Raw genomic sequence first — 24,502 nt, 5'->3', positions numbered from 1 at the left:
GCATCAAAATTGGCCTTGGCTGGTCGGTGCGGCTGTGGTTGCGTTCATCGCATTCGGGGCAATGACCGACGGCGGTGATACCGGATCCGATGCCGGAACGACGGTTACCGCTACGGTTCAACCGGTTTCCTCGACGCCGCGCGCAACGACAACAACGAGGACGGTTCCGCCCTCATCGCAGCCGGCCACGGTACCGGTTTCACCGGTTGTCGAGTCCACGACGCAGCGGCCGATCACCATCGAACCCACACTGTCACTCGAAGCCTCGTGCAGCGACTCGGACTGGCGGGAGTCGATGGGGCTCGAGGGCGACAGACTCTGCGGATCGACGTGGGTCCCGAGAAACCAGCCGCCAGCTCCTGCACCGCTATTCTCCCCTCCCACGACAACGGTGGCACCTGCGCCCGCACCGGTCTACTCGCCTCCAGCAGTGGAGCGATCCGGAGGAACAGTTCACCCGGGGTCGTTCTGCTCCACTCCAGGAGCGACTGGTGTCACCACGAAGGGCAAATCAATGGTGTGCGATGTCGCCAGCGACGGAAAGGATCGTTGGCAGTCCGCGTACTAGCCGGTGCCCAGCAGCCTGAGTCCCGAACCCTCCGGGCCTGCCACGATGGCCGGAACCCGCGGATTCGTAACTCTTTCTCCCGATTTCACCCGCGCCTGAACCACCCCGTCCCGTCCGAGCCGACCAGCCCTGCCAGCTCCAGCACCGGCAACGCGCCCCGCACCGATCCGATCGGCAGCCCCGAGCCCTCCGACAGCTCGCGGACGCCCACCGACCCCGATGCGGGCAGCGCGTCGTACACCAACGCCGCCTTGGCGGAGAGACCGTCGAGCGCGCGCACCGGGCCGCCGTCCTCGCCTGCCACCCCCACCGGCCCGGCCGCCTCCACCACATCGGCGGCCCGCGCCGCGAGCAGCGCCTCACCCTCCCGGATCATCCGGTGGCACCCCACCGAGGACGCCGAGGTCACCGGGCCGGGCACCGCCAGGACCGGACGGCCCAACCGCGACGCCCACGTCGCGGTGTTACGCGCCCCGCTGCGCGCCCCCGCCTCAACCACCAGCACCGCGTCCGCGAGCGCGGCGACCAGTCGGTTGCGGGCCAGGAAGCGGTGCCGGGCCGGAGGCGTGCCCGGCGCATATTCACTGACGACCGCCCCCTCCCTGGCGATCTCGCGCAGCAACCGCGCGTGCCCCGCCGGATAGGCCCGGTCCACCCCGCACGCCAGCACCGCCACCGTCGCACCACCCGCGGCCAGGGCGGCGCGGTGCGCAGCACCGTCGATCCCGTACGCACCTCCCGAAACGACTGTCCAGCCCCGGCCCGCGAGGTCGTCGACGAACTGCCCGGTCACGTGCTCGCCGTAGCCGCTGGCGGCCCGGGTCCCGACCACCGCGACCGCCCGATCGGTCAGCTCGGCCAGCGGCCGCTCCCCCAACACCCACAGCGCCAACGGCGGCGCCGACTCCCGCTCGCGCCGCGAGTCGAGGCCGTCGAAGGCCAGCAGCCGCCACGCCGGCCAGTCCTCGTCGTCCGGCGTGAGCAGCCTGCCGCCGAGCCGCCCGACGAGGTCGAGATCGCGAGCCGCGGAGTCGATGTGCCTGCGCGCCTCCGTCCGCGTCCGCAGCGCCTCCGGCAACTCCGCCCCGCGCACCGCCCGCGCCGCCTCCAACGGCCCCACCGCCTCGACCAGTTCCACCAGCGGGGCACACGGACCCTGCGCCACCTGCGACAGATACGCCCAGGCCTCCCGTCGCGCACTCATTCGCCCCGCCGATCCCGGTAGCCCAGCGCACACCCCACCTGGTCCTCCCCTGGCAACGCCAGGCCGGACAGGTCCGCGAGCGTCCACGCGACCCTGAGCGCGCGGTCGGCGCCGCGGGCGGTGATCTGCCCCTCCCGCAGCGCCCCCTCCAGCGGGCGGAGTGCCCCACGAGAGATCCGGAACCGTTGCCGCAGAGCCGGGCCCGGCACCTCCGCGTTGGTCCGCCAGCCGAACTCACGCCACCGCTCGACCGCCGTCGCCCGGGCTGCCGCCACCCGCGCGCGAACCTCCGCCGTCGACTCGGCGGCCTCACCGTTCAGTGCGCCGACCGAGAGCGGCTGCATGCTCACCCGCAGATCCACCCGGTCGAGCAGCGGACCCGACAGCTTCCCCAGGTAGCGCCTGCGCGCGGTCGGCGCGCAGACGCAGTCCTCGGTGCGGGGCGGCGCGCACGGACACGGATTCGCCGCCAACACCAGCTGGAACCGCGCCGGATAGCAGGCCACCCCGTCCCGCCGCGCGATCCGGACCTCACCGTCCTCGAGCGGGGTGCGCAGTGCCTCCAGCGCCTTGACGCCCAACTCGGCGCACTCGTCAAGGAAGAGCACGCCCCGGTGCGCCCGGCTCACCGCGCCCGGCCTTGCCATCCCGGACCCGCCGCCGACCAGCGCGCTGATCGAGCAGGTGTGGTGCGGGGCGACGAACGGCGGTTCGGTGATCAGCGGCCGCTCGCTGGTGAGCAGTCCCGCCACCGAATGGATCGCGGTCACCTCGAGCGCCTCCTGCTCGCTCAGCGGCGGCAGCACCCCCGGAAGACGTTGCGCCAGCATCGTCTTCCCGATACCGGGCGGACCGGTCAGCATCAGGTGGTGTGCCCCCGCAGCCGCCACCTCCAGTGCCAGGCGCGCTTCCCCCTGGCCCGCCACGTCGCTGAGGTCGGCCGTCGTCCGCTCGGGCGGCACCTCCAGCGGGGCAGGCCCCGGCAGCACCAGCTCCCCGCGCAGCCACTCGATCACCTCCCGTAGGTTGCGCGCGCCCCAGACCTCGATGCCGTCCACCAGACCGGCCTCGGCCAGCGCCGGGTACGGCACCACCACGCTGGGTCGTCCCGCGGACTTGGCCGCCAGCACCGCGGGCAGCACGCCGCGGACCCCGCGCAGCCGGCCGTCCAGGGCGAGCTCGCCGAGCAGCACCGCCTTGTCCAGGTCCGTGCTCGGCACCCGTCCGTCCGCGACCAGGACCGCGCAGGCCAGCGCGAGGTCGAATCCGCTGCCGCCCTTCGGCAGGGTCGCGGGCGAGAGCGCCAGGATCACCCGCGAATCCGGCCATCGCTCACCGGAGTTGGTGACCGCGGCACGCACCCGGTCCCGCGATTCCTGTAGCGCGGTGTCGGGCAGCCCGACCAGGTGCACCCCGGGCAGCCCGCGGCCGATGTCCGCCTCGATCTCCACCAGCTGACCGTCGACACCGCGCACCGCCACCGCGTAGGCCCGCCCGAGCGCCATCAGAACACCGCGCGCAGGTGCTCGAGCACCGGATCCCGGCCGGACTCCACGACGACGGCGACCACGTCGAACCGCACGTGCCGCCAGCCGTGTGGCTGCTCGGCCAGCCACAACCCGGCCAGCCGGCGGATCCGGCCCTGCTTCGCGAACGTCACCGCCTCGGCGGGCGTGCCGTAGCCCCGGCCCGATCGCGTCTTCACCTCGACGAAGACGACCGCGTCCCCCTCCCGGGCGATGAGATCCAGCTCGCCGTAGCGGCACCGCCAGTTCCGCGCGAGGATCGTCAGGCCCGCTCGGGCGAGGTGGCCCGCGGCCAGCTCCTCACCCCATGCCCCCAGCTCCAGGTTTCGTGCCATGACCAGACCCTGCACCGCGTCCGGGACGAATCACGTCCGGCGGCGGCCGATTTCGCGGTACCTGTGGACGGATCCCGGCCTGTGGAGAACGCAGCCGACCGACCCTGTCACCGGCGACACCTACACTCGGCCGGTCGCCCGATCCCGCACACAGACAGGAGGCGGCGTGGCCAACCGCACGTACCTCTACACCACTCTCCTTGACCCACAGACGGATCCGGCCGCGGCCCGTACCCAACGTGTCGCGGGCGTCTCCGAGTGGTCGTACGCGATACCGCTGGTCCCCCGGATCCTGGTCTCCGTGGACCCCTGCACCCGCCAGTCGATCATCTGGGACGACACCCCCGGCCTGATCGCGGTCACCGCGCGCTGCGGCCCCGGCATCGCCCGGCTCGAGAAGTTCCTCAGCCGCATCGACCACCCCGGTCTCGGCACGATGGCCGAGGACGCGCTGCGCTTCCTGCGCGCCCACACCGACCCCGACGACCACTTCGTCCTCGAATGCGGCGAGATCTTCGCGATGGACGACGAGCCGTTCGCCGACCAGGGCGCGGCACTGGTGGCCGGGCTTGCCGACATCGACGCCGAGATGGAGGCCGCGCTTGCCGGGCTCGCGCCCACCAAGCCGAGCTTCTGGCAGCGGCTGTTCACGCCGTCGCAGGAGAGCATCGAGGAACCGCTCCGCGAGCTCGGACTGGGCTACTGGTCCGACGCGCTGTACTTCGAGCTCGACGGCCCGCGATAGGCCCGGCCGCGCGTCGGTGCCGCGGTCTACGCTCGTCCGGGTGAGTTCCGAGAAGATGCTGGCCCGGATCGGCGGTCTGCTCCGCCAGGCCGAGTCCACCACCAACCCGCACGAGGCCCAGGCCTTCATGGAGGCCGCGCAGCGCCTTGCCACCGCGACCTCGATCGACCTCGCCGTCGCGCGCTCGCACACCTCGCGCCGCGAGCAGCGCGTCACCCCCACCCAGCGGGTCATCGCGATCGGCGAGACCGGCAAGAAGGGCCTGCGCACCTACGTGCACCTGTTCGTCAGCATCGCTGCCGCCAACGACGTGCAGTGCGACGTCGCGCACAACTCGACGCAGGTGTTCGCCTACGGCTTCGGCACCGACATCGACGCCTGCGAGGCGCTGTACTCGAGCCTGCTCGTGCAGATGGTGCGGGCCTCCGACGCGTTCATCAAGTCGGGCGCTCACCGCCCGGTGGCGGGGGTCACCGCCCGGCTGAACTTCCAGCTCGCGTTCGCGGCCCGGATCGGCGAGCGGCTGGCCACCGCGAAGAGGGCCGCCGAGGCAGACGCGGTGCGCGCGGACGAGTCCACGGGCCCCGAACTGACCGGCACCGCGCTGGTGCTGCGCGACAAGCAGCTCGAGCTGTCCGACTTCTACCGTCAGACGTCGCAGGCGCGCGGGACCTGGCGGGGATCCAAGGCCACCGCGGGGCACTCCTCGACCGCGCGGCGGGCGGGCGACCGGGCAGGCAGGGCCGCACGCCTCGGCCACGCGCCGGAGCTGGCGGGCGCGAGGAAGCAGCTCGAGTGAGCACCGACCGCGACAGCCAGCGCTCCCGGGTCTACGAGGCCGAGACCGTGGTGCGGACGGTGTTCGACCGCGCCGACAAGGGGGCACGCGAACTCGAGCTGTTCGGCTCCACGATCACCCTGCCGGTGGAGCGGAAGTTCGCCTCGGTCGACTCGGTGCAGGACTACGCGGACCGGGTCCTGGCCCTGAACTGGGTGCGCGCACGCTGGTCGGGCGCGGCCGTCCCGGTCACCGTCCGCGCGCGAGCCGGGGCGGCCGCCGCCCACTACGAGGCCGGCGCGGCGACCATCGCTGTCCCGCTGCACACCCGCGGCACGGCATGGGCGCTGCGCGAGCTGGTGGTCCTGCACGAACTCGCCCATCACCTCGAGCCGGACGGCGCGGCGCTCGCCCCGCACGGCCCCGAGTTCGTCGACCGCTACCTGGTCCTGGTCGACGAGATCATCGGCGGCGAGGCCGCCTTCGTGCTGCGGACCACGATGCTGGAGAACGGCGTCCGGATCGCCTGACCCGCGCCTGCCCGACATCGCGCACCCCCATTGACGAGAACGCACACCCCGTGAGCGATCAAGGGGTGTGCGAACTCGGCAAAAAGTGTGCGGCGGTGCGCTCGCCCTACTCCCCGAACGGCCCGTTCTCGGGCAACCGCAGGTCGGACTTCTCCAGCTCCTCGATGTTGACGTCCTTGAAGGTGATGACCCGGACGTGCTTGACGAACCGCGCGGGGCGGTACATGTCCCACACCCAGGCATCGGCCATCCGCACCTCGAAGTAGATCTCCCCGTCCGCGTTGTGCGGGATCAGCTCGACGGAGTTCGCCAGGTAGAACCGGCGTTCGGTCTCCACTACGTAGGCGAACTGGCCGACGATGTCCTTGTACTCACGGTAGAGCGAGAGCTCCATCTCCGTTTCGTACTTCTCGAGATCTTCGGCACTCATCTGTTTCGCCGTCCTCCTGCTCTGTGGTGAACCATCATCATCCCGCACGCACCTCCGCGGTGTACATTTCGCCCACCTCATCGGCCACCAAGCGGTCCTCGCGCACCGGATCGCGCTGCATCAGTCGCGCCGCTGCGACGTTCGCGTACGACATCCGGTGCTCACGACTCGGGCCGAGCGCGGCCATCGCCGCGGTGTGCGCGGCCGTGCTGTACCCCTTGTGCGCGGCAAAACCGTACCCGGGCAGTTCCGTGTCCATCGCCACCATCGTGCGGTCGCGCGAGACCTTCGCCAGCACGCTGGCCGCCGCGATGCACGCCGCCGACGCGTCGCCGCCGATCACCGGCAGCGACGGCGCCGGCAGGCCCGGCACCCGAAACCCGTCCGTCAGAACGTATCCCGGGGACAACGCCAGGCCCGCGACCGCGCGCCGCATGCCCTCGATGTTCGCCACGTGCACGCCGAGCGAGTCGACCTCCCACGCCGGGATCTCCACGATGCACCAGGCCCTGGCGATGCGCGTGATGGCGGGGAACAGTTCCTCCCGCGTCCGCTCGGTCAGCTTCTTGGAGTCGTCGAGGTTCACCAGTGCCGGGTGCAGCTTGGGCCCGAGCGCGCAGGCGGCGACCACGAGCGGACCCGCGCAGGCGCCGCGGCCGGCCTCGTCGACGCCAACCACGGGGCCGAGGCCGCTACGGATGAGGGCAGACTCCATCGTCCGCAGGCCAGCCGCTCTGCGGATGATCGTCCTCGGTGGCCAGGTACTCACTGTCCTTGGATATCAGGCGAATCGATGAGGCCCCAGCGCGAGGGCGGCAGCACGATGGCGACGGCCTTGCCGATGACGTTGTCCACGGGCACGCTTCCGTTGTACTCGTCGCCGACGTGATAGCGCGAGTCCGCGGAATTGTTGCGGTTGTCGCCCATCATCCAGAGGTTGCCCTCGGGGACGGTGACGGGACCGAAGCAGCGCCCCGACTTGAGCGGGGTGTCGCAGGTCTGGGCGCCAGGGGTGAAGGGGAAGTCGGTGACGACGTACGGCTCGTCGATCGGCTTGCCGTCGACCAGGATCCGGCCCTGGTCGTCGCAGCATTCGACGGTCTGACCACCGGTCGCGATGACTCGCTTGACGAGATCGTTCTCGTCCGGCGGCACCAGGCCGACCAGGGAACCGAACTCCTCCAATCCGCGGACCACCGGGTTGTTGGAGCGGGTGGACGACCAGCCGGCGTTCCAGGACTCCGGGCCCTTGAACACGATCACGTCCCCGGGCTGCGGGTCGCCGAAGCGGTAGCTGATCTTCTCGACGGCGATCCGGTCGCCGGTGCAGCCGGCGCAGCCGTGCAGCGTGGGTTCCATCGACTCCGACGGAATCAGGTACACCCTGACGATGAAGGTCTGCAGCAGAAAGCTCATCACGAGCGCGACGAGAATGAGGATGGGGAGTTCCCGCCAGAACGAGCGGGGTTTCTTCTCGACCCTCCCCGACGTCGGTTCGGGGGATTCGGCACCGTCCGGCGCCGTCGATTCCTGAGGGGTATTTACCACCGGAACAGGTTAGCCCGGCCCCGGAACGGTCGTGCTGTTCCGGGGCCGGGCCGACGTGAAAAAGATCAGCGCTTTTCCTTGATCTTGGCGGCCTTGCCACGCAGATCGCGGAGGTAGTACAGCTTGGCGCGACGGACGTCACCACGGGTGAGGACCTCGACCTGAGCAATGTTGGGGCTGTGCACCGGGAAGGTGCGCTCGACGCCGACGCCGAAGGAGACCTTGCGAACGGTGAAGGTCTCGCGGATGCCGCCGCCCTGGCGACGGATCACGACGCCCTTGAAGACCTGCACGCGCTCCTTCGAGCCTTCGATGACCTTGACGTGCACGTTCAGGGTGTCGCCGGGACGGAACTCCGGAATGTCGTCGCGGAGAGAGCGGGCGTCCAGAAAGTCCAGGGTGTTCATCGGTTGTTCCATCCTTGCGTTTTCGCACGAGTAGAGGAACCGAGCGGCACTGCTCACGCTGTGCTCGGCTGGTTCGTACTCCGATTAGGTAGGTGTTGCCTGTACAGGCAACCCGTCAATTGTGCCAGACGACCAGGACGGGACGAAATCGGGACTACCGAGGCACCCGCTCGTGGTGCGGGGCCGGGGGCGCGGCCTGCACTGTCCGCTCCAGCTCCTGCTCGGTCGCGACCTTCGCGTGCTCGACGCTCGGCTTGCCCGCGACGAGGTCCTGGACATAGATCTTCGCCCGGACCACCGGCCGGTGGTAGCGCTTCTCCCGTTCGATGGCCCGCAGCATCCGCTTCGGCCGCTCCTCATAGCGCCACCGCGCCCACGGCGCCCCCGGTCGGCTCAACCGGATCGCGCCGACCAGGAGCACCGGGAAGACGAACATCCCCAGCATGGCGGTCCAGATCTTGCCCTTGGCGATCACCACCGCCGCGACCATCAGGCCCAACACGGTGATCAGCACCACCAACCCACGCACCCACCAGGGCTCCTGCCCGCGGAAGTCCTCGACGTCCAGGATCGCCGTCGGGCGGGCACCGAGCAGCAGCAGTCCGGTGACCCCGATGGCGACGAACACCGCATCGACGGAGGTTCGGCCCTGCTCCGCCCAGTAGACGTCCTTGAGGTAGAAGATCAGCGCGAACTCGTCGAGGACCAGCGCGGCGCCGACCCCGAAGACGCCGGCGAGCACCGCGCCGGTGGTCGAGCTGCCGTCCTCGAAGACCGCGATCAACCACCCGCCGCTGACGAGCATGGCCACCACGCCGAACACCACGTGATGCACGTGCTGGCCGCCAGGGGTGACGTTGCCGGGCCACCACCGGACCTGGGCGCGGATCATCCGCACGCTGAGCCGGATGAACGCGAAGCCACCGATGAAACCCAGGAAGAACATGAGCAGCGGCAGCTTGCCCGGCTCGATGATCGCCCGCTGCAGCCAGTGGTTCATCAGCGCGGCCCCGGCGACCTGACGATGCAGCGGAACCCGACGTGGCAGGTGGAGGTCTCCTCGGTCTCCCCCTGGCGGGCGGCGGGGCGATAACGGAGGCAGTAGTTGGGCGCGCACAGGTGCGAGCCGCCCTTGATGACCCGGCGCGGGTAGCTCTCGCCCTCGGTCCGCGCCGCCGACTCCGACCTCGGGTTGCGCGGGATGCAGCACGAGCTCGCCGGGTTGACGTTCTTCCCGCCCGCGCTGTGATCGGCGGTGTGGAAGTCGGTGGTCCACTCCCAGACGTTGCCCGCGACGTCCAGGAGCCCGTAGCCGTTGGGCTTGAAACTCCCGACCGGCGAGGTCCCGACGAACCCGTCCTCGACGAGGTTCTGCCACGGGAACTGGCCCTGCCAGGTGTTGGCCTGCTGCTTACCGCCGGGGGTGTACTCGTCGCCCCACGCGTAGGCCGTGCGGTCGAGACCGCCACGGGCGGCGAACTCCCACTCGGCCTCGGTCGGCAGTTCCTTGCCCGCCCACGCGGCGTAGGCCTGGGCGTCCGCGTACGCGACGTGCGTCACCGGGTGCCGCTCGCGCCCGCCGACGTTGCTGTCCGGGCCCTCCGGGTGACGCCAGTCCGCGCCCGGCACCCAGGACCACCACTGCTGGTAGTCGTCGAGCGAGACCGGGCCGGGCGGCGGGGTGAACACCAGCGAGCCGGGCACCAGCAGCGCCGGGTCGGCGCCGGGATAGTCGGCGGGGTCGGGCGCGGTCTCGGCGACGGTGACGTGGCCGGTGTCCTTCACGAAACGCCGGAACTCCGCGACGGTCACCTGGTGGGTGTCCATCCAGAAGCCGTCCACCTCGACCTGATGGACGGGCTTCTCCTCCGGGTAGAAGTCCTCCGAGCCCATCCAGAAGAGACCGCCCGGCACCCAGGACATGTTCTTGAGTGGGGTGTTCAACGACTGGGTGTTCGACGCCATGCAAGGAAGCATGTCACCTCACCCGCACCGGGCGCAGCCACCACCGGTCACCCTTTTCGGGTGGTTCCCGCCCACCGGCCGACTGAGACCATGCCAACCATGGGAACTGCCATTGGTGACATTCTTCCGCTCGCGCTCGGCGTCGCGATCAGTCCGATCCCGATCATCGCCGCGATCCTCATGCTGCTGACGCCGAAGGCGGGGAGCACCGCGACCGCGTTCACCGCCGGCTGGGTTCTCGGCATCGCGCTCGGATACACGGTGATCGTCACGATCGCCAGCGCGGTCGGCCTGGACAGCTCGTCGGGCGGGAACGCGACGACCGCGACCATCAAGATCATCCTGGGTGTCGCGCTGCTCGGGCTGGCGCTCAAGCAGTGGCGGGGCAGGCCCGCGCCCGGCGAGGAACCGACCATGCCCGGCTGGCTCGCCGCCATCGACAAGGTCACCCCCGGCAAGGCGCTTGGGCTCGGCTTCGCGCTGTCCGCGGTGAACCCGAAGAACCTGCTGATGATCGTCGGCGCGGCGGTGGCCGTCGCCAACCTCGGGGTCAGCGGCGCCACGCTGGTGGTCACCGGGGTGGTCTTCACGATCCTGGCCGCCAGCACGGTGGCCGTGCCGGTGATCGCCTACTTCGTCGCCAGGGAGAAGGCCACGGTCTGGCTGCAGAACCTCAAGTCCTGGCTGACCGCCAACAATGCGGCCGTGATGGCGACGCTGCTGCTGGTGATCGGTGTGGTGATGATCGGCAAGGGTCTCGGCGGTTACTAGGCGCTGCGCGCCTGTGCGCGATTGACGAGTCCAGAGACTCGTCAACCGCGCACGGGCGGCGGAGCCGCCTACTTGCCGAAGCCGGCCTTGCGGAGGGCGTCCGCCATCGAGCCGCTCGCCGGGCTGCTGCCGCCCGATCCGCCGCCCTGACGCTGACCGCCGCCCCGCTGCCCGCCCTGGCGCTGACCGCCACCCTGACGTGATCCGCCGTCCCGCTGGCCGCCGCCCTGACGCTGACCGCCTGCGGCGCGCTGTCCGCCGCCCTGTCCGTCCTGCTTGGCCGCGCCGGGCTCGTCGTCCAGGCGCAGGCTCAGCCCGATGCGCTGGCGCGGCAGGTCGACCTCCATCACCTTCACCTTCACGACGTCGCCGGACTTGACCACCTCGCGCGGGTCCTTCACGAAGTTGTGTGACATCGCGGAGACGTGCACGAGCCCGTCCTGGTGCACGCCGACGTCGACGAAGGCGCCGAAGGCCGCGACGTTGGTGACCACGCCCTCCAGCGTCATGCCGGGCTTGAGGTCGGCGACCTTCTCCACACCCGACGCGAACGTCGCGGTCTTGAACTCGGGGCGCGGGTCGCGGCCCGGCTTCTCCAGCTCGGCGATGATGTCGGTGACGGTCGGGATACCGAACTTGTCGTCGGAGAAGTCCTGCGGCCGCAGCGCCCGCAGCGCCGTGGTGTTGCCGATGATCTCCTTGACGCCGGTTCCTGTGGCCTCCACGATCCGCCGCACGACGGGATACGCCTCGGGGTGCACCGCGGAGGCGTCAAGCGGGTCGTCGCCGTCGGTGATCTTGAGGAAGCCCGCGCACTGCTCGAATGCCTTGGGGCCCAGCCGCGCCACGTCGAGGATGCCGGCGCGGGCACGGAAGGGACCGTTCGCGTCGCGGTGCGCGACGATGGATTCGGCCAGCGAGCCGGTGATGCCCGAGACCCGCGAGAGCAGCGGCACCGAGGCGGTGTTGACGTCGACGCCCACCGCGTTCACCGCGTCCTCGACCACCGCGGCCAGCGAGCGCGCCAGCAGCGTCTCGGAGATGTCGTGCTGGTACTGGCCGACGCCGATCGACTTCGGGTCGATCTTCACCAGCTCGGCCAGCGGGTCCTGCAGCCGGCGCGCGATCGACACCGCGCCGCGGATGGACACGTCCAGGTCCGGCAGCTCGGCGGAGGCGTACGCGGAGGCGGAGTACACCGAGGCGCCCGCCTCCGAGACCATCACCTTGGTGAGCCCGGCCTCCGGGAACTTCTTGATCAGGTCCGCCGCCAGCGCGTCCGTCTCGCGCGAGGCGGTGCCGTTGCCGATCGCGATCAGGTCGACCTTGTGCTTGGCGGCCAGCGCGGCGAGCGTGGCCAGGGACTGGTCCCACTTGTTGGCCGGCTGGTGCGGGTAGATGGTGTCGTACGCGAGCACCTTGCCGGTGGAGTCGACGACGGCGACCTTGGTGCCGGTCCGGAAGCCGGGGTCGAGGCCCATCGTGGCGCGGGTGCCCGCGGGCGCGGCCAGCAGCAGGTCCTTGAGGTTCATCGCGAACACGTCGACGGCGTCCCGCTCGGCGGACTGTCGCAGCCGCATCCGGGTGTCGATGCCGAGCGTGATGAGCATCTTGGTCTTCCAGGCCCAGCGGACCGTGTCGAGCAGCCACCTGTCGGCGGGCCGTCCGCGGTCCGCGACGCCGAACCGGCCTGCGATGCGGCCCTCGTAGACGCTGACCTCGCCGAGCGGGAGCTCCTCGGTCTCGGGGTCGAGGGTCAGCGAGAGCACCTCCTCCTTCTCGCCGCGGAACATGGCGAGGATGCGGTGGCTGGGTAGCTTGCCGAAGGGCTCGGAGAACTCGAAGTAGTCGGCGAACTTGGCGCCCTCGGTCTCCTTGCCCTTGCGGACCGCGGACTTGACCTGGCCGCGGGTCCACATCAGCTCGCGCAGCTCGCCGACCAGGTCGGCGTCCTCGGCGAACTGCTCGACCAGGATGGCGCGGGCACCCTCGAGCTGCTCGGCGGTGTACTGCGCGGGGTCGGTGGTCGGGTCCGACAGCAGGGCGTCGGCGACGGGCTGGTGCCCGGCCTCGCGCGCGATCTGCGCCTTGGTGCGGCGCTTCGGCTTGAACGGCAGGTAGATGTCCTCGAGGCGGGCCTTGGTGTCCGCGAGCATGATCTGCGCCTCGAGCTCGGGATCGAGCTTGTCCTGGGAGCGGATCGACTCGAGCACCGCGACCCGGCGCTCGTCGAGCTCACGCAGGTACCGCAGCCGCTCCTCGAGCGTGCGCAGCTGGGCATCGTCGAGGGTCCCGGTGACCTCCTTGCGGTACCGGGCGATGAAGGGAACCGTCGCGCCGCCGTCGAGCAGTTCGACCGCCGCGCGGACCTGCTCTTCCCGGACGCCGAGTTCCTCCGCGATGCGCGCGTTGACTGATTTCAGAGCTGGTGCATTCGGAGCTGAGGTCACGGCGATCGACCCTACCGGCAGGCACCGTCAGGGCTCGAGAACAGCGCGATCCGAGTCGGAGAGCTCGACGTGTTCGAGCAGGTCGGGGCGGCGTTCGCCGGTGCGCAACAGCGACTGTTCCCGGCGCCAGCGGGCCACCTTGGCGTGGTCACCGGAGAGCAGGATCGGCGGCACGTCGAGCTCGCGCCAGCTCACCGGCCGGGTGTAACTCGGACCCTCCAGCAGGCCGTCGGAGAACGAATCCTCTTGGTGCGACTGCTGATTGCCGAGCACGCCGGGGAGCAGCCGGACGACGGCCTCAGCCATCACCAGCACCGCGGCCTCGCCCCCGATGAGGACGTAGTCGCCGATGCTGACCTCCTCGACCCGCACCCGCCTGGCCGCGTCGTCGAACACCCGCTGATCGATGCCCTCGTAACGGCCGCAGGCGAACACGAGGCGCTTCTCCCCCGCCCATCGGTGCGCGGTGTCCTGTGTGAAGGGCACGCCTGCCGGAGTGGGGACCACCAGCAGCGTGTTGGGGTCAGGCTCGGTGCCGAGCACCTCGTCCATGGCCTCGCCCCAGACGGTCGGCTTCATCACCATGCCAGGGCCGCCGCCGTACGGCGAGTCGTCGACCGCCTTGTGGACGTCGTGCGTCCAGTCCCGCAGGTCGTGCACGCCGACGGAGATCAGGCCCTTGTCGATGGCCTTGCCCAGCAACGCCGTTCGCAACGGCTCGAGGTACTCGGGGAAGATCGTGATGACGTCGAGGCGCACAGCTACTCCGGATTCAGAAGTCCCTCAGGCGGATCGATCTCGATGACTCCGTCGGCGACGGACACGGAGGTGACGATGGCCGCGACGAACGGGATCAGGATCTCGCCGGTCTTCTGCCCCTCCGGACGCACGGAGAGCAGCTCGCCCGCGGCCGAGTGCAGCACCTCGATGACGGAGCCGACCGCGGTGCCGTCGCCAAGCCGCACGGCGAGGCCCTCGAGCTCGTGGTCATAGAACTCGTCGGGATCATCCGACGGCGGCAGGTCCGCGGTGTCGACGATGAACAGCGTGCCACGGATCGCGTCCGACGCCGTGCGGTCGTCGATCCCCTTGAGACGCAGCAGAAGCCGCCCGGAGTGTTCCCGGGCGGCTTCCACCGTGTAGCTGGTGAGTTTCTGCTCGCGGGGCTTGCGGCCGTGCAGCACGGTGCCGACCGCAAAACGCTCTTCGGGATCGTCGGTCCGTATGTCTACGGCCAATTCACCCCTGATGCCGTGTGACTTGGCCACACGCCCGATGACGAGCTCCACTGATTTACTGATCGGTGTCGACCACGTCGACGCGGATGCCGCGACCACCGATACCGGTGACCAGGGTCCGCAACGCGGTGGCGGTGCGTCCGCCACGACCGATGACCTTGCCCAGGTCCTCGGGGTTCACGTGCACCTCGACCGTCCGCCCACGGCGTCCGGTCGAGAGCTCGACCCGGACGTCGTCGGGGTTGGCGACGATGCCGCGAACAAGCTGTTCGACGGCATCGGCGACAACGGCACTCACTTGTCAGCAGCCTCGGAATCCGCGGCGGCCTCGGCCTCGGCGGGAGCCTCGGTGGCCTCCGCGTCGGCCTTCTTGGCGGCCTTCTTCTTCGGGGTGATGGCCTCGGCCACCGGCTCGCTGTCGGCCTGCGCCAGCGCGGCCTGGAACAGCTCCAGCTTGGACGGCTTCTCAGCCTTGACGCGCAGGGTGCCCTCGGTGCCCGGCAGGCCCTTGAACTTCTGCCAGTCGCCGGTGATCTTGAGCAGGTTCTCGACCGGCTCGGTCGGCTGCGCGCCGACACCCAGCCAGTACTGCGCACGCTCCGAGTCGATCTCGATCAGGGAGGGCTCTTCCTTGGGGTGGTACTTGCCGATGGTCTCGATCGCACGGCCGTTGCGGCGGGTGCGAGAGTCGGCGATGACGATGCGGTAGTGCGGGGTGCGGATCTTGCCGAGCCGCATGAGCTTGATCTTGACAGCCATGGTGGAGCCTTTCAGATGGTCACGGCGCAATTCAGCGATGCGCAAGGCCTGCGCACCCGGTTTCGCGTTGAGGGGTTGTCGTGACCGCCGCGCGGTACGTAACCGGAGACGGGCGAACAGCGGTCCATTCTGCCAGACGATGAGGTCGCGCCGTTAATCGCCCGCGGCCGCCGGTGTTTCGCCCTTCCGCGGGCGCCCCCGCGGCCTAGACTTCGTTGGCACGTCATCACCGCAGGTCGGTGACGAATTCGACCGAAGTCGTCGCTCGTTCACAAGGGGGATCATGTCCAACGCGCCGTTCGCAGCGCCCATCGCGGGGCCACCTGTTCCGGCCGTCGGCCGACCGAACGCACTGGGCATCGCAGTGCTCACGCTCGGCCTACTCAACCTGTTGCTCGGCTTCGGCCCCTATTTCGTCGTCCGAACCTCCGGCGATGTGATCAACGTCAGCGGCTTCCTCCTCCCACAGGCCCTGCTCGTTGTCGTCTTCCTGCTGTTCTCCGGCATCAGTGCGGGCCTGTCCACCGTGTCTCGGCTGTCCCAGTTCCCGGGCGCGGCGCCGGCCCTGCGGGCCATCGCGACCGCCGCGGCCGCGGTCGGCGCCCTGCTGGCCCTGTTCCTGCTGATCGCGATCAGCAACGTTCCCACCTTCACCGGCAACTTCTTCGACGATTCCGACGACGAGAGCCTGGCCGTCTCGCTCGGCTGGGGCGGCATCGCGATCCTGGTCCTGTCGATCCTGCAGACCATCGCGGCGTTCCTCGCCCTGGCCTACGACCTCGGCCTGGTGCAGCCCCGCGCCGCCCGCGTGCTCGATCAGGGCGCCGGTCTCGCGCCCGCACCGGCCGAGCCCGTCGACGCGGAGGCACCCGGGACGCCGCCGCCCGCTGTCGGGTCTCCCGCCCCGACCAAGCCCTACACGCAGGCACTCGCGCTCGATCCGTACACCCCGCTGCAGACGCTCGGCCACATCGCCCAGTCCGATGCCGCGTTGCGTCCGTACGTCGCGGCGAACCCCAGCGCCTATCCCGACCTGCTGGACTGGCTGGCGGAACTGGGCGACCCCGAGGTGGACGCCGCGCTGAAGGCACGCCCGGACCGCACCGAAGCCAAGTCCGGGGACGAGACGACGGACAAGGACGCGGACGAGCCCACCGACAAGAACAAAGACAAAGACGCGAAGCAGTCCGCCGACAAGGCCGCCGAGAAGGTGGAGGCCCCGTGACCCCCGACGACGGACCTCGTCCCACCGCCGAGGCGACTCCCCCGCCGCCGCCACCGCCTCCGCCGCCCGCCCAGCCCTTTTTCGATGCGCCCAATGGGCCAGCTCCCGGGCCCGCGCCCGCGCGCGGGCCGCTGTCCTGGAAGGGCTGGCTCGGCATCATCGCGGCCGTCACCGCCGCAGTCGTGCTGCTCGCGGGCGGCGGCTTCTTACTCAACTGGACGCTGGCCCGCGACACCGATGGCGAGGCGACCGCCGCCACGGCGGAATCCGCAGACGGCGACGCCTTCAGCGGTGGCGACTTCGGCGACTTCGGCACCGACCCCGCCGCGATCACCCCGACCGGCGCCGTCCCCACCTGCGCCGCCTACCCGCCCGCGGTCGACTCCACCGGGCGCAAGAACTCCTACGAGGCCCCGAACGCCACCGACGGCGACGTCACCACCGCGTGGCGCTGCGCAGGCACCAAGGGCCAGGTGCTCTCGGTGAGCTTCGCCTGCAAGCTCGACCTCACCTCCGTCGGGATCGATCCCGGCTACGACAAGAAAGACGTGGACGGCTCCGACCGGTTCGCCCAGAACCGCAAGGTCACGAAGGTGACCTGGGCGTTCGACGACGGCACCTCGGTCGTCCAGGAGGTCCGGCCGGAGCGCGGCATCCAGGCGCTCGACGTCGACAAGGCGGCCAAGACGGTCACCCTGACGATCAACGAGACGGTGGACGGTCAGCCTGTCAAGAACGCGGCGGGCCAGGAATCCGCGCCGTTCAACGACGTCACCTCGGTCAGCGAGGTCCGGTTCACCGGTCGCGCCGATGCCGGGGCCGATCCCTGCGTCAAATAGACCGCATCACACGACCCGGCCGCGCACCTCGACCACCCGGCCGCGCAGCATGACCAGGTCCGGGGCGGCGAGCACCTCGGGCCCGGTGCGCGGGTCCTGCTCGTAGACGAGCAGGTCGGCGGGCGCGCCGGGCTCGAGCCCTGGCCGACCAAGCCAGGCCCTGGCGTCCCAGCAGGCCGCGCCGAGGGCTCGGGTCGGTCCCAGTCCGGCCTGCGCGAGCGCGGCGACCTCGTCGGCGACCCGCCCGTGCACGATCGAGCCGCCGGCGTCGGTGCCCGCATAGATCGGGATGCCTGCGTCGTGCGCGTCGCCGACGGTGCGACGGACCCGCGAGTGCAGCTCCCGCATGTGGCGTGCGTAGACCGGGTACCGGGTGGCCGAGTCCGCGATGCCGGGGAAGGTGTCAATGTTGATCAGCGTCGGTACCAGCGCGGTGCCGCGTTCGACCATCAGCTCGATCGTCTCCGAGGTGAGTCCGGTGCCGTGCTCGATGCAGTCGATGCCTGCGTTGATCAGGCCCGGCAGCGCGTCCTCGGAGAAGACGTGCGCTGTCACCCGGGCGCCGACCCGGTGTGCCGCCTCGATGGACTCCTTGAGGATGTCGTCGCTCCACAACGGACGCAGGTCCCCCACCGAGCGGTCGATCCAGTCCCCGACGATCTTGACCCAGCCGTCGCCGAGCAGCGCCTGCTGGGTGACCGCCTCCGGCAGCTGCGACTCGTCCTCGAGATCGACGGCAAGGCCGGGGATGTACCGCTTCGGCATCGCGATGTGCCGACCGGCCCGGATGATCCGCGGCAGGTCCTCGCGCGCGTCGAGATCCCGGGTGTCCACCGGTGACCCCGCGTCGCGCAGCAGCAGCGCCCCGACCCCGCGTTCGGCCTCGGCCTGCGCGATCATCCCCGGCCGGTCCTCGTGACCCCCGCCGTACTTGATACCGACGTGGCAGTGCGCGTCGACCAGCCCGGGCAGGATCCAGCCCGATTCGCACAGCGACTCCGCGCCGGGCACCGGCTGATCCGAGATCACCCCGCCGCCGACCCACAGTTCCAGCGGCTGGCCGTCGGGCAGCCCGACACCGCGCAGCCGGAAGGACCCTGGGCGGGCAGGCGCCACGGCTACTTCTTGGGCAGCTTCAGCTGGGACAGGTCGATGCCCTCGAGGCCGGGCGGCAGCTCGTCGAGCCCCTTCGGCATCTTCGACAGGTCCATGCCTGCGGGCAGTCCGGGGAACCCGGCGGGCATCCCGCCCGGCATCCCGCCGGGCATGCCGGGGAAGCCGCCGCGGATCTTCGGCTGCGTCGGCCCCTTGCCGCCCTTCTTGCCCTTCTTGCCCTTCTTGCTGCGCTGGCTCGAGCGGGCCCCTGGCATCCCCATCCGGCCCGCCATCGCGGCCATCATCTTGCGGGCCTCGAAGAACCGGTCCACCAACTGGTTGACGTCGGAGACCTTGACGCCGGAGCCGTTGGCGATGCGCAGCCGCCGGGAGGCGTTGATGATCTTCGGGTCATCGCGCTCCGCGGGAGTCATGCCGCGGATGATCGCCTGGACCCGGTCGAGCTGCTTCTCGTCGACGTTGGCCAGCGCGTCCTTCATCTGCCCGGCGCCGGGCAGCATGCCCAGCAGGTTGCCGATCGGGCCCATCTTCCGCACGGCCATCATCTGCTCGAGGAAGTCCTCGAGGGTGAGCTGGCCGGAGCCGATCTTCTGGGCGGTGGCCTCGGCCTGCTTCGCGTCGAAGACCTGCTCGGCCTGCTCGATCAGGCTGAGCACGTCGCCCATGCCGAGGATCCGGCTGGCCATCCGGTCCGGGTGGAAGACGTCGAAGTCCTCGAGCTTCTCGCCCGTGGAGGCGAACATGATCGGCTCGCCGGTGATCTCGCGGACGCTCAGCGCGGCACCGCCGCGGGCGTCGCCGTCGAGCTTGGTGAGCACCACGCCGGTGAAGCCGACGCCCGCGCGGAACGCCTCCGCGGTCTGGACGGCGTCCTGACCGGTCATCGCGTCGAGGACGAACAGGATCTCGTCCGGGTTGACGGCGTCGCGGATGCCCGCCGCCTGACCCATCAGCTCCTCGTCGATGCCGAGGCGTCCGGCGGTGTCGACGATCACCACGTCGTGCTGCTTGGCCCTGGCCTCCGCGATGCCCTGCCGGGCAATGTCGACCGGGTCGGCCGCCGACTGACCCAGCGCGTTCTCGCCGCCGCCGATCGAGGTGCCCGGGTGCGGCGCGTACACCGCGGCGCCCGCGCGCTCACCGACGATCTGGAGCTGGCTGACTGCGCCGGGACGCTGCAGATCGCAGGCCACCAGGAGCGGCGTGTGTCCCTGCCCGGTCAGCCACTTCGCGAGCTTGCCCGCGAGGGTGGTCTTACCGGAACCCTGCAGGCCGGCCAGCATGATGACGGTCGGTGGGTTCTTCGCGAACCGGAGCCGCCGGGTCTCGCCGCCGAGGATCCCGACGAGCTCCTCGTTGACGATCTTGACGACCTGCTGCGCCGGGTTCAGCGCGCCGGAGACCTCGGCACCCTTGGCGCGCACTTTGATCTTCTCGATGAAGGCACGCACCACGGGCAGCGCAACGTCGGCCTCGAGCAGGGCGAGCCGGATCTCCCTGCAGGTGGCGTCGATGTCGGCGCCGGAGAGGCGCCCCTTGCCCCGGAGGTCCTTGAGGGCACCGGTCAACCTGTCGGAAAGGGATTCGAACACCGATCGGGCTCCTGGCTGTCGCGTGGGCGTTTCGGTCAAGCCTAGCCGCTCTACCCGGCGCCCCCGTCCGTGGCGCCATCCTCGGCGCCCTCGCTCGTGCGCGGGCGGGGCGCCGGAACCACCGCGAGCATCGCCGCCTCGAACTCTTCCCTGGTGACCCGCGAGTCGGTGTCGCCGAGATGCAGGCAGAACGCGTCGACCACCGACGCGCCGAGCGTGGAGACCCGCGCCCAGCGAATGTCGGCACCGTGGCGCTCGAGCACGCTCGCCAGCCGGCACAGCAGGCCGAGCCGGTCCTCGGCCCTCAGTTCGAGGATCACCTGGCCGTCCACCGGGGTGTCGAACCAGATGATCCGCGGCGGCGCCTGCGCGTACTGGACGGGCACGCCCTCGGCGCCCCGCTCGAGCGCCTGCTCGGCCAGCGACTGCTGCTCCTTCGCCTCGAGCATCGCGACCAGGTCGAGCTCGCCGGAGATTGCCCGGATCAGTTCCTGGCGCAGCAGCCCGGCCTGCGGCGGCGCACCGAACCGGGGCGCAACGGTGAACGAGTTCACCGCGGCCCCCTCGTGGCTGCCGAGGGAGGCCGAGAGCACGCGCAGCGAATGCAGCGCCAGCACGCCCGCGGCGTCCGAGAGCAGGCCCGGGGTGTCCGGTGCGACCACGGTGACGGTGTAGGTGTGCGCGCCCTCCGCGGGCTGCAACAGCACGTGCACGCCCCCGTCCGCCGCCAGCGCCGCGTGCTCCGGGTCGATCGGGTCAGGAGTCGGCAGTTGCTCGCCCGCCATCACCATCCGGCAGCGCCGGACCAGTTCCCGGATCAGCGACGACTTCCAGTCCCCCCACACACCAGGACCGGTGGCCAGCGAATCGGCCTCGGCGAGCGCATAGAGGAGTTCGAGCAGCACCGTGTCACCGCCGAGAGCCTCCGCGACCATCCGGACCGTCGCCGGGTCGTCCAGGTCGCGGCGGGTGGCGGTTTCCGGCAGCAGCAGGTGGTAGCGCACCATCGCGCTGAGCACGGCCACGTCCGAGGGCCACAGCCCGAGCCGATTGCCGATCTGATTTGCGAGCTCGGCGCCGACCAGGCTGTGATCGCCGCCGCGGCCCTTCCCGATGTCGTGCAGGAGTGCGCCGAGCACCAGCAGGTCCGGCCGCGAGACCCGGGTGGTGAACCCGCTGGCGTAGGCGGCGGTCTCGACGAGGTGCCGATCCACCGTCCACGTGTGCACCGCGTCGCGCGGCGGCAGGTCGCGGATCGCGCCCCATTCCGGCAGCAACCGACCCCAGAGGCCGGTGCGGTCGAGCGCCTCGATCACCGCGATCGTGTTCCTGCCGGATCCGAGCAGCACCAGCAGATCGTCGAGGGCCTCCTTCGGCCACGGCTCCCGCAGCTCGGGCGCGCTGTCCGAGAGCCGGTTCAACGTCGAGGCCGACATCGGCATGCCGGTCTGCGCGGCCGCGGCCGCCACCCGCATGATCAGCCCCGGGTCCTTGTTCGGCTTGGCATCGCGCGCCAGCACCACCTCACCCGCGTGCTCGACCACGCCCTCGTCCAGAGGTCGCCGCACCGGCACCCTGCGCAGCCGCGAGAGGCCGCGGCGCGGCAACGCGTTGCCCGCCGTCCGCAGCCCGACGTCGACGGAGTAGCTGATGGTGCGGGCCGAGTCGCTGAGCATCCGGGCCAGGTCGAAGCGGTCCCCTATCCGCAGGGCCGCGCCGATCTCGTCGGCGTCCTGGGCCCGGAGCTGGTCGCGGGCGCGTCCGGCCACCCGGTGCAGTTCGGTCCGCACGTCCAGCAGCCGCTCGTGCGCGAACGCCAGTCCGCCGCCAGGTGTCTGTGGGCCGAGGCCCGGCACCGCGTCGGTCAACTGCGCGATCGCCAGCGCGCTCAGCAGCTGGATGTCGCGCAGCCCGCCGCGGCCGTTCTTGATGTCCGGTTCGGCCCGGTGCGCGATCTCGCCGCTGCGTGCCCACCGCGTGCGGGCCTGCTCCACGAGTTCGTCGAAACGCGAACGGATCCCGGTGCGCCACTGCCGCCGCACCCCGCCGATCAGCAGGTTGCTCAGCTCCACATCGCCCGCGATGTGCCGGGCCTCGAGGAGACCGAGGGCGGCGGTGAGGTCCGACGACGCCACCTGCAGCGCCTGCGGGACGGTCCGCACGCTGTGGTCGAGCTTGATGTGCGCGTCCCACAACGGATACCAGAGCCGGTCGGCCACCTCGGAGACGACCGAAGGGTCCAGGTCGTCGTGCAGCAGCACCAGGTCCAGGTCGGAGTACGGCAGCAGCTCGCGGCGGCCCAGCCCGCCGACGGCGACGATCGCGAATCCGCTGTCCGGCTTGATGCCGAGCTCTGCCCCCTTGGTGGTCAGCCAGAATTCGTGCAGGTCCACCAGCGCTTGCCGGAGGGCGACCGTGTCGAGGCGGCGGCTCCGGGAACCACCGTCCAGCAACTGCTTCCGGGCACGGACCAGATCGTCGGCGGCAACAATGCCACCGGACGCGGGTGGCCCCGACCCCGCCGACGTCGCGGCGGGATCGGGGCCACCAGATCCGGACCCTGTTGGGTCAGAGCGCATCCGCGCCCCGTTCACCCGTACGTACGCGGATGACGGATTCGACGGGCGATACCCACACCTTGCCGTCTCCGATCTTCCCGGTACGAGCGGCCTCGACGATGACCTCGACGACCTTGTCCACGGCGGCGTCGTCGACGACGACCTCGACGCGCACCTTGGGCACGAAGTCGACCGAGTACTCGGCACCGCGGTACACCTCGGTGTGGCCCTTCTGACGGCCGTAGCCCTGGACCTCACTGACGGTCATTCCGAGCACCCCGGCCTGCTCCAGGCCGGTCTTGACGTCCTCGAGGGTGAACGGTTTGACGATTGCGGTGATCAGCTTCATATTTCTCATGCCTCCCTGACGGTCGAGCGCCCCGGTACCGAGCTTCCGCCGAGCGCGGCGAAATCGTATGCGTTCTCAGCGTGTTCTGCTTCGTCCACGCCGAGCGACTCGGCCTCATCGCTGGCCCGGAGGCCGATCGTGTACTTGACGATGAGCGCGACGATCGTCGTGGCGACGAGCGAGTACAGCAGAACCGCACCCGCACCGACAGCCTGACGCCACAGCTGGTCGAAGCCCCCACCATAGAACAGTCCCTTGACGCCCGCGGGCGCCTCCTCCGTCGCGACGAAGCCGATCAGCAGGGTGCCGACCAGACCACCGACGAGGTGGACACCGACGACGTCGAGCGAATCGTCGTAGCCGAAGCGGTACTTCAGGCCGACCGCGAGGGCGCAGAGGACGCCCGCGGCCACGCCGACGGCCAGCGCGCCGAGCACGTTCACCGAAGAGCAGGCGGGGGTGATGGCGACCAGACCTGCGACGATGCCGGAGGCGGCGCCGAGGGTGGTGGCGTGCCCGTCACGGATCCGCTCGACCAGCAGCCAGGACAGCATTGCGGCGCAGGTGGCGATCACCGTGGTGAGGAAGGTGGCACCGGCGATCCCGTTGGAGCCCACCGCGGATCCCGCGTTGAAGCCGAACCAGCCGAACCACAGCAGCGCCGCGCCGAGCATCACGAACGGCAGGTTGTGCGGACGGAAGGGCGTTCCCGGCCATCCCCGACGCTTGCCGAGGACGATGGCGAGGACCAGGCCGGCGATGCCGGCGTTGATGTGGACCGCGGTACCACCCGCGAAGTCGATTGCCTTGAGCTGGTTGGCGATCCAGCCGCCCTTCTCCGCGGTCACGCCGTCGAAGGCGAAGACCCAGTGCGCCACCGGGAAGTACACGATGGTGGCCCACAGGCCCGCGAACAGGAGCCAGGGGCCGAACCGGAGTCGGTCGGCGACCGCGCCCGAGATCAGGGCGACGGTGATGATCGCGAACATCGCCTGGAAGGCGACGAACACGGTTGCCGGGATGGTGCCGACCAGCGGGATGGCCACGCCTGCGCCGGTGTCGGCGTCGGCCAGGTAGGCGCCGCCGAAGATGCCCTTCAGGCCGAAGTACTGGAAGGGGTCACCGAAGAGGCCGCCCTTGTCCTCGCCGAAGGCCACCGAGTAGCCGTACAGGACCCAGAGGATGCCCACGACGCCCATCGCGCCGATGCTCATCATGATCATGTTCAGAACGCTCTTGGCCCGGACCATGCCGCCGTAGAAGAATGCGAGCCCCGGCGTCATCAGCAACACGAGCGCGGCGCTCATCAGCATCCACGCGGTGTCTCCGGTGTCCGGCGCCCCGATTGTGGGAAATTCCACGTTGAGCCTCCTCCTTCTGTCGTCCCGCTCCTTGCGGCTTTCGACTTGGTGTGAAGACTGCTGATCCGGTGTTTCAGCTGTGGCGCTGTCGTGTTTCGCTCGAGTGAACGCATCGGGGGAATGTGTTGCTTCTGCGTTTCACGAACCTGTCGCCCAAGTGAATCTCCCTGTGCGGAGGCCGAGCCGGGCGAGCCCGGGCCGCTTCGTT

26 protein-coding genes are annotated in these 24,502 nt (G+C 70.4%); 6 read left to right on the top strand and 20 right to left on the bottom strand.

What is annotated here, in order from left to right:
* Window positions 1-117 precede the first annotated feature (117 nt).
* The 4 genes from C8K38_RS27775 to C8K38_RS17390 form a co-directional block, all read right to left on the bottom strand.
* A complete protein-coding gene (locus C8K38_RS27775; RefSeq protein ID WP_257017550.1) occupies window positions 118-240 on the bottom strand; it encodes a hypothetical protein in 123 nt (40 codons plus the stop codon).
* Between the two features lie 413 nt (window positions 241-653).
* Entirely contained in the window at window positions 654-1,772 is a 1,119-nt protein-coding gene (gene dprA / locus C8K38_RS17400) for a DNA-processing protein DprA (RefSeq protein WP_097212680.1), read from the bottom strand.
* Window positions 1,769-3,277, bottom strand: a complete 1,509-nt coding sequence (locus C8K38_RS17395; RefSeq protein ID WP_097212679.1) for a YifB family Mg chelatase-like AAA ATPase — start codon at window positions 3,275-3,277, stop codon at window positions 1,769-1,771. Before C8K38_RS17395 ends, dprA begins: the two co-directional genes overlap by 4 nt.
* On the bottom strand, window positions 3,277-3,633 hold the full coding sequence (locus C8K38_RS17390; RefSeq protein ID WP_097212797.1) for a YraN family protein: 357 nt from the start codon (window positions 3,631-3,633) through the stop codon (window positions 3,277-3,279). The genes C8K38_RS17395 and C8K38_RS17390 overlap by 1 nt, the downstream gene beginning before the upstream one ends.
* Before the next feature lie 166 nt (window positions 3,634-3,799).
* Here C8K38_RS17390 and C8K38_RS17385 point away from each other — a divergent pair, with 166 nt between their 5' ends.
* The 3 genes from C8K38_RS17385 to C8K38_RS17375 are packed head-to-tail and all read left to right on the top strand — an operon-like array spanning window position 3,800 to window position 5,686.
* A complete protein-coding gene (locus C8K38_RS17385; RefSeq protein ID WP_097212678.1) occupies window positions 3,800-4,378 on the top strand; it encodes a DUF7822 domain-containing protein in 579 nt (192 codons plus the stop codon).
* 40 nt (window positions 4,379-4,418) lie between these two features.
* Complete coding sequence (locus C8K38_RS17380; RefSeq protein WP_097212677.1) at window positions 4,419-5,177, top strand: DUF2786 domain-containing protein; 759 nt, start codon at window positions 4,419-4,421, stop codon at window positions 5,175-5,177.
* Window positions 5,174-5,686 (top strand): TIGR04338 family metallohydrolase, encoded by a 513-nt coding sequence (locus tag C8K38_RS17375; RefSeq protein WP_097212676.1) that lies wholly within the window; start codon window positions 5,174-5,176, stop codon window positions 5,684-5,686. Before C8K38_RS17380 ends, C8K38_RS17375 begins: the two co-directional genes overlap by 4 nt.
* Window positions 5,687-5,792: 106 nt before the next feature.
* Here C8K38_RS17375 and C8K38_RS17370 read toward each other — a convergent pair whose 3' ends face one another.
* From C8K38_RS17370 to C8K38_RS17345, 6 genes are all read right to left on the bottom strand, one after another.
* Window positions 5,793-6,116 (bottom strand): DUF2469 domain-containing protein, encoded by a 324-nt coding sequence (locus tag C8K38_RS17370; protein ID WP_072750096.1) that lies wholly within the window; start codon window positions 6,114-6,116, stop codon window positions 5,793-5,795.
* A 37-nt stretch (window positions 6,117-6,153) separates the two neighbouring features.
* Entirely contained in the window at window positions 6,154-6,885 is a 732-nt protein-coding gene (locus C8K38_RS17365) for a ribonuclease HII (RefSeq protein ID WP_097212675.1), read from the bottom strand.
* Window positions 6,882-7,664, bottom strand: a complete 783-nt coding sequence (gene lepB, locus C8K38_RS17360) for a signal peptidase I (RefSeq protein WP_097212674.1) — start codon at window positions 7,662-7,664, stop codon at window positions 6,882-6,884. Before lepB ends, C8K38_RS17365 begins: the two co-directional genes overlap by 4 nt.
* Before the next feature lie 65 nt (window positions 7,665-7,729).
* Entirely contained in the window at window positions 7,730-8,071 is a 342-nt protein-coding gene (gene rplS, locus C8K38_RS17355) for a 50S ribosomal protein L19 (protein ID WP_027499292.1), read from the bottom strand.
* Between the two features lie 154 nt (window positions 8,072-8,225).
* Window positions 8,226-9,071, bottom strand: coding sequence for a hypothetical protein (locus C8K38_RS17350; protein WP_097212673.1), 846 nt, complete (start codon window positions 9,069-9,071; stop codon window positions 8,226-8,228).
* On the bottom strand, window positions 9,071-9,994 hold the full coding sequence (locus tag C8K38_RS17345; RefSeq protein WP_097212796.1) for a formylglycine-generating enzyme family protein: 924 nt from the start codon (window positions 9,992-9,994) through the stop codon (window positions 9,071-9,073). The genes C8K38_RS17350 and C8K38_RS17345 overlap by 1 nt, the downstream gene beginning before the upstream one ends.
* A 141-nt stretch (window positions 9,995-10,135) precedes the next feature.
* On the opposite strand from C8K38_RS17345, the gene C8K38_RS17340 reads away from it, so the two are divergent.
* Window positions 10,136-10,807 carry a GAP family protein gene (locus tag C8K38_RS17340; RefSeq protein WP_097212672.1) on the top strand — a complete coding sequence of 224 codons (672 nt, stop codon included), beginning with the start codon at window positions 10,136-10,138 and terminating at the stop codon, window positions 10,805-10,807.
* Window positions 10,808-10,875: 68 nt separating this feature from the next.
* Here C8K38_RS17340 and C8K38_RS17335 read toward each other — a convergent pair whose 3' ends face one another.
* Genes C8K38_RS17335 through rpsP form a run of 5 tightly spaced genes read right to left on the bottom strand, consistent with a single transcriptional unit; the run spans window position 10,876 to window position 15,254 of the window.
* On the bottom strand, window positions 10,876-13,257 hold the full coding sequence (locus tag C8K38_RS17335) for a Tex family protein (protein ID WP_097212671.1): 2,382 nt from the start codon (window positions 13,255-13,257) through the stop codon (window positions 10,876-10,878).
* A 27-nt stretch (window positions 13,258-13,284) separates the two neighbouring features.
* Window positions 13,285-14,016, bottom strand: coding sequence for a tRNA (guanosine(37)-N1)-methyltransferase TrmD (trmD, locus tag C8K38_RS17330; protein ID WP_097212670.1), 732 nt, complete (start codon window positions 14,014-14,016; stop codon window positions 13,285-13,287).
* 2 nt (window positions 14,017-14,018) lie between these two features.
* On the bottom strand, window positions 14,019-14,546 hold the full coding sequence (rimM, locus tag C8K38_RS17325; RefSeq protein WP_097212669.1) for a ribosome maturation factor RimM: 528 nt from the start codon (window positions 14,544-14,546) through the stop codon (window positions 14,019-14,021).
* Window positions 14,547-14,550: 4 nt separating this feature from the next.
* Window positions 14,551-14,793: an RNA-binding protein gene (locus C8K38_RS17320; RefSeq protein WP_027499286.1), complete on the bottom strand. Its 243-nt coding sequence runs from the start codon at window positions 14,791-14,793 to the stop codon at window positions 14,551-14,553.
* The gene (gene rpsP / locus C8K38_RS17315; protein ID WP_097212668.1) at window positions 14,790-15,254 is read right to left on the bottom strand and encodes a 30S ribosomal protein S16; all 465 of its coding nucleotides are present in this window, start codon (window positions 15,252-15,254) and stop codon (window positions 14,790-14,792) included. The genes C8K38_RS17320 and rpsP overlap by 4 nt, the downstream gene beginning before the upstream one ends.
* A 283-nt stretch (window positions 15,255-15,537) precedes the next feature.
* Here rpsP and C8K38_RS17310 point away from each other — a divergent pair, with 283 nt between their 5' ends.
* Window positions 15,538-16,479, top strand: a complete 942-nt coding sequence (locus tag C8K38_RS17310) for a DUF5336 domain-containing protein (RefSeq protein ID WP_097212667.1) — start codon at window positions 15,538-15,540, stop codon at window positions 16,477-16,479.
* Window positions 16,476-17,318: an NADase-type glycan-binding domain-containing protein gene (locus C8K38_RS17305; protein ID WP_143548485.1), complete on the top strand. Its 843-nt coding sequence runs from the start codon at window positions 16,476-16,478 to the stop codon at window positions 17,316-17,318. The genes C8K38_RS17310 and C8K38_RS17305 overlap by 4 nt, the downstream gene beginning before the upstream one ends.
* A gap of 6 nt (window positions 17,319-17,324) precedes the next feature.
* Here C8K38_RS17305 and C8K38_RS17300 read toward each other — a convergent pair whose 3' ends face one another.
* Genes C8K38_RS17300 through C8K38_RS17280 form a run of 5 tightly spaced genes read right to left on the bottom strand, consistent with a single transcriptional unit; the run spans window position 17,325 to window position 24,246 of the window.
* A complete protein-coding gene (locus C8K38_RS17300; RefSeq protein WP_181320862.1) occupies window positions 17,325-18,434 on the bottom strand; it encodes an amidohydrolase family protein in 1,110 nt (369 codons plus the stop codon).
* Window positions 18,435-18,436: 2 nt separating this feature from the next.
* Window positions 18,437-20,026: a signal recognition particle protein gene (gene ffh, locus C8K38_RS17295; RefSeq protein WP_077041212.1), complete on the bottom strand. Its 1,590-nt coding sequence runs from the start codon at window positions 20,024-20,026 to the stop codon at window positions 18,437-18,439.
* Between the two features lie 50 nt (window positions 20,027-20,076).
* Window positions 20,077-22,605 carry a [protein-PII] uridylyltransferase gene (locus tag C8K38_RS17290; protein ID WP_097212794.1) on the bottom strand — a complete coding sequence of 843 codons (2,529 nt, stop codon included), beginning with the start codon at window positions 22,603-22,605 and terminating at the stop codon, window positions 20,077-20,079.
* Window positions 22,595-22,933, bottom strand: a complete 339-nt coding sequence (locus C8K38_RS17285; protein WP_005240467.1) for a P-II family nitrogen regulator — start codon at window positions 22,931-22,933, stop codon at window positions 22,595-22,597. Before C8K38_RS17285 ends, C8K38_RS17290 begins: the two co-directional genes overlap by 11 nt.
* Before the next feature lie 5 nt (window positions 22,934-22,938).
* Window positions 22,939-24,246 carry an ammonium transporter gene (locus C8K38_RS17280; protein WP_179800619.1) on the bottom strand — a complete coding sequence of 436 codons (1,308 nt, stop codon included), beginning with the start codon at window positions 24,244-24,246 and terminating at the stop codon, window positions 22,939-22,941.
* Between the last annotated feature and the right edge of the window lie 256 nt (window positions 24,247-24,502).

Origin of the sequence: Rhodococcus sp. OK611, assembly GCF_003050885.1 — a bacterium.
In the GTDB taxonomy this organism is placed as follows: domain Bacteria; phylum Actinomycetota; class Actinomycetes; order Mycobacteriales; family Mycobacteriaceae; genus Rhodococcus_G; species Rhodococcus_G oryzae.
This window is presented reverse-complemented; position numbering and strand designations above follow the sequence as displayed.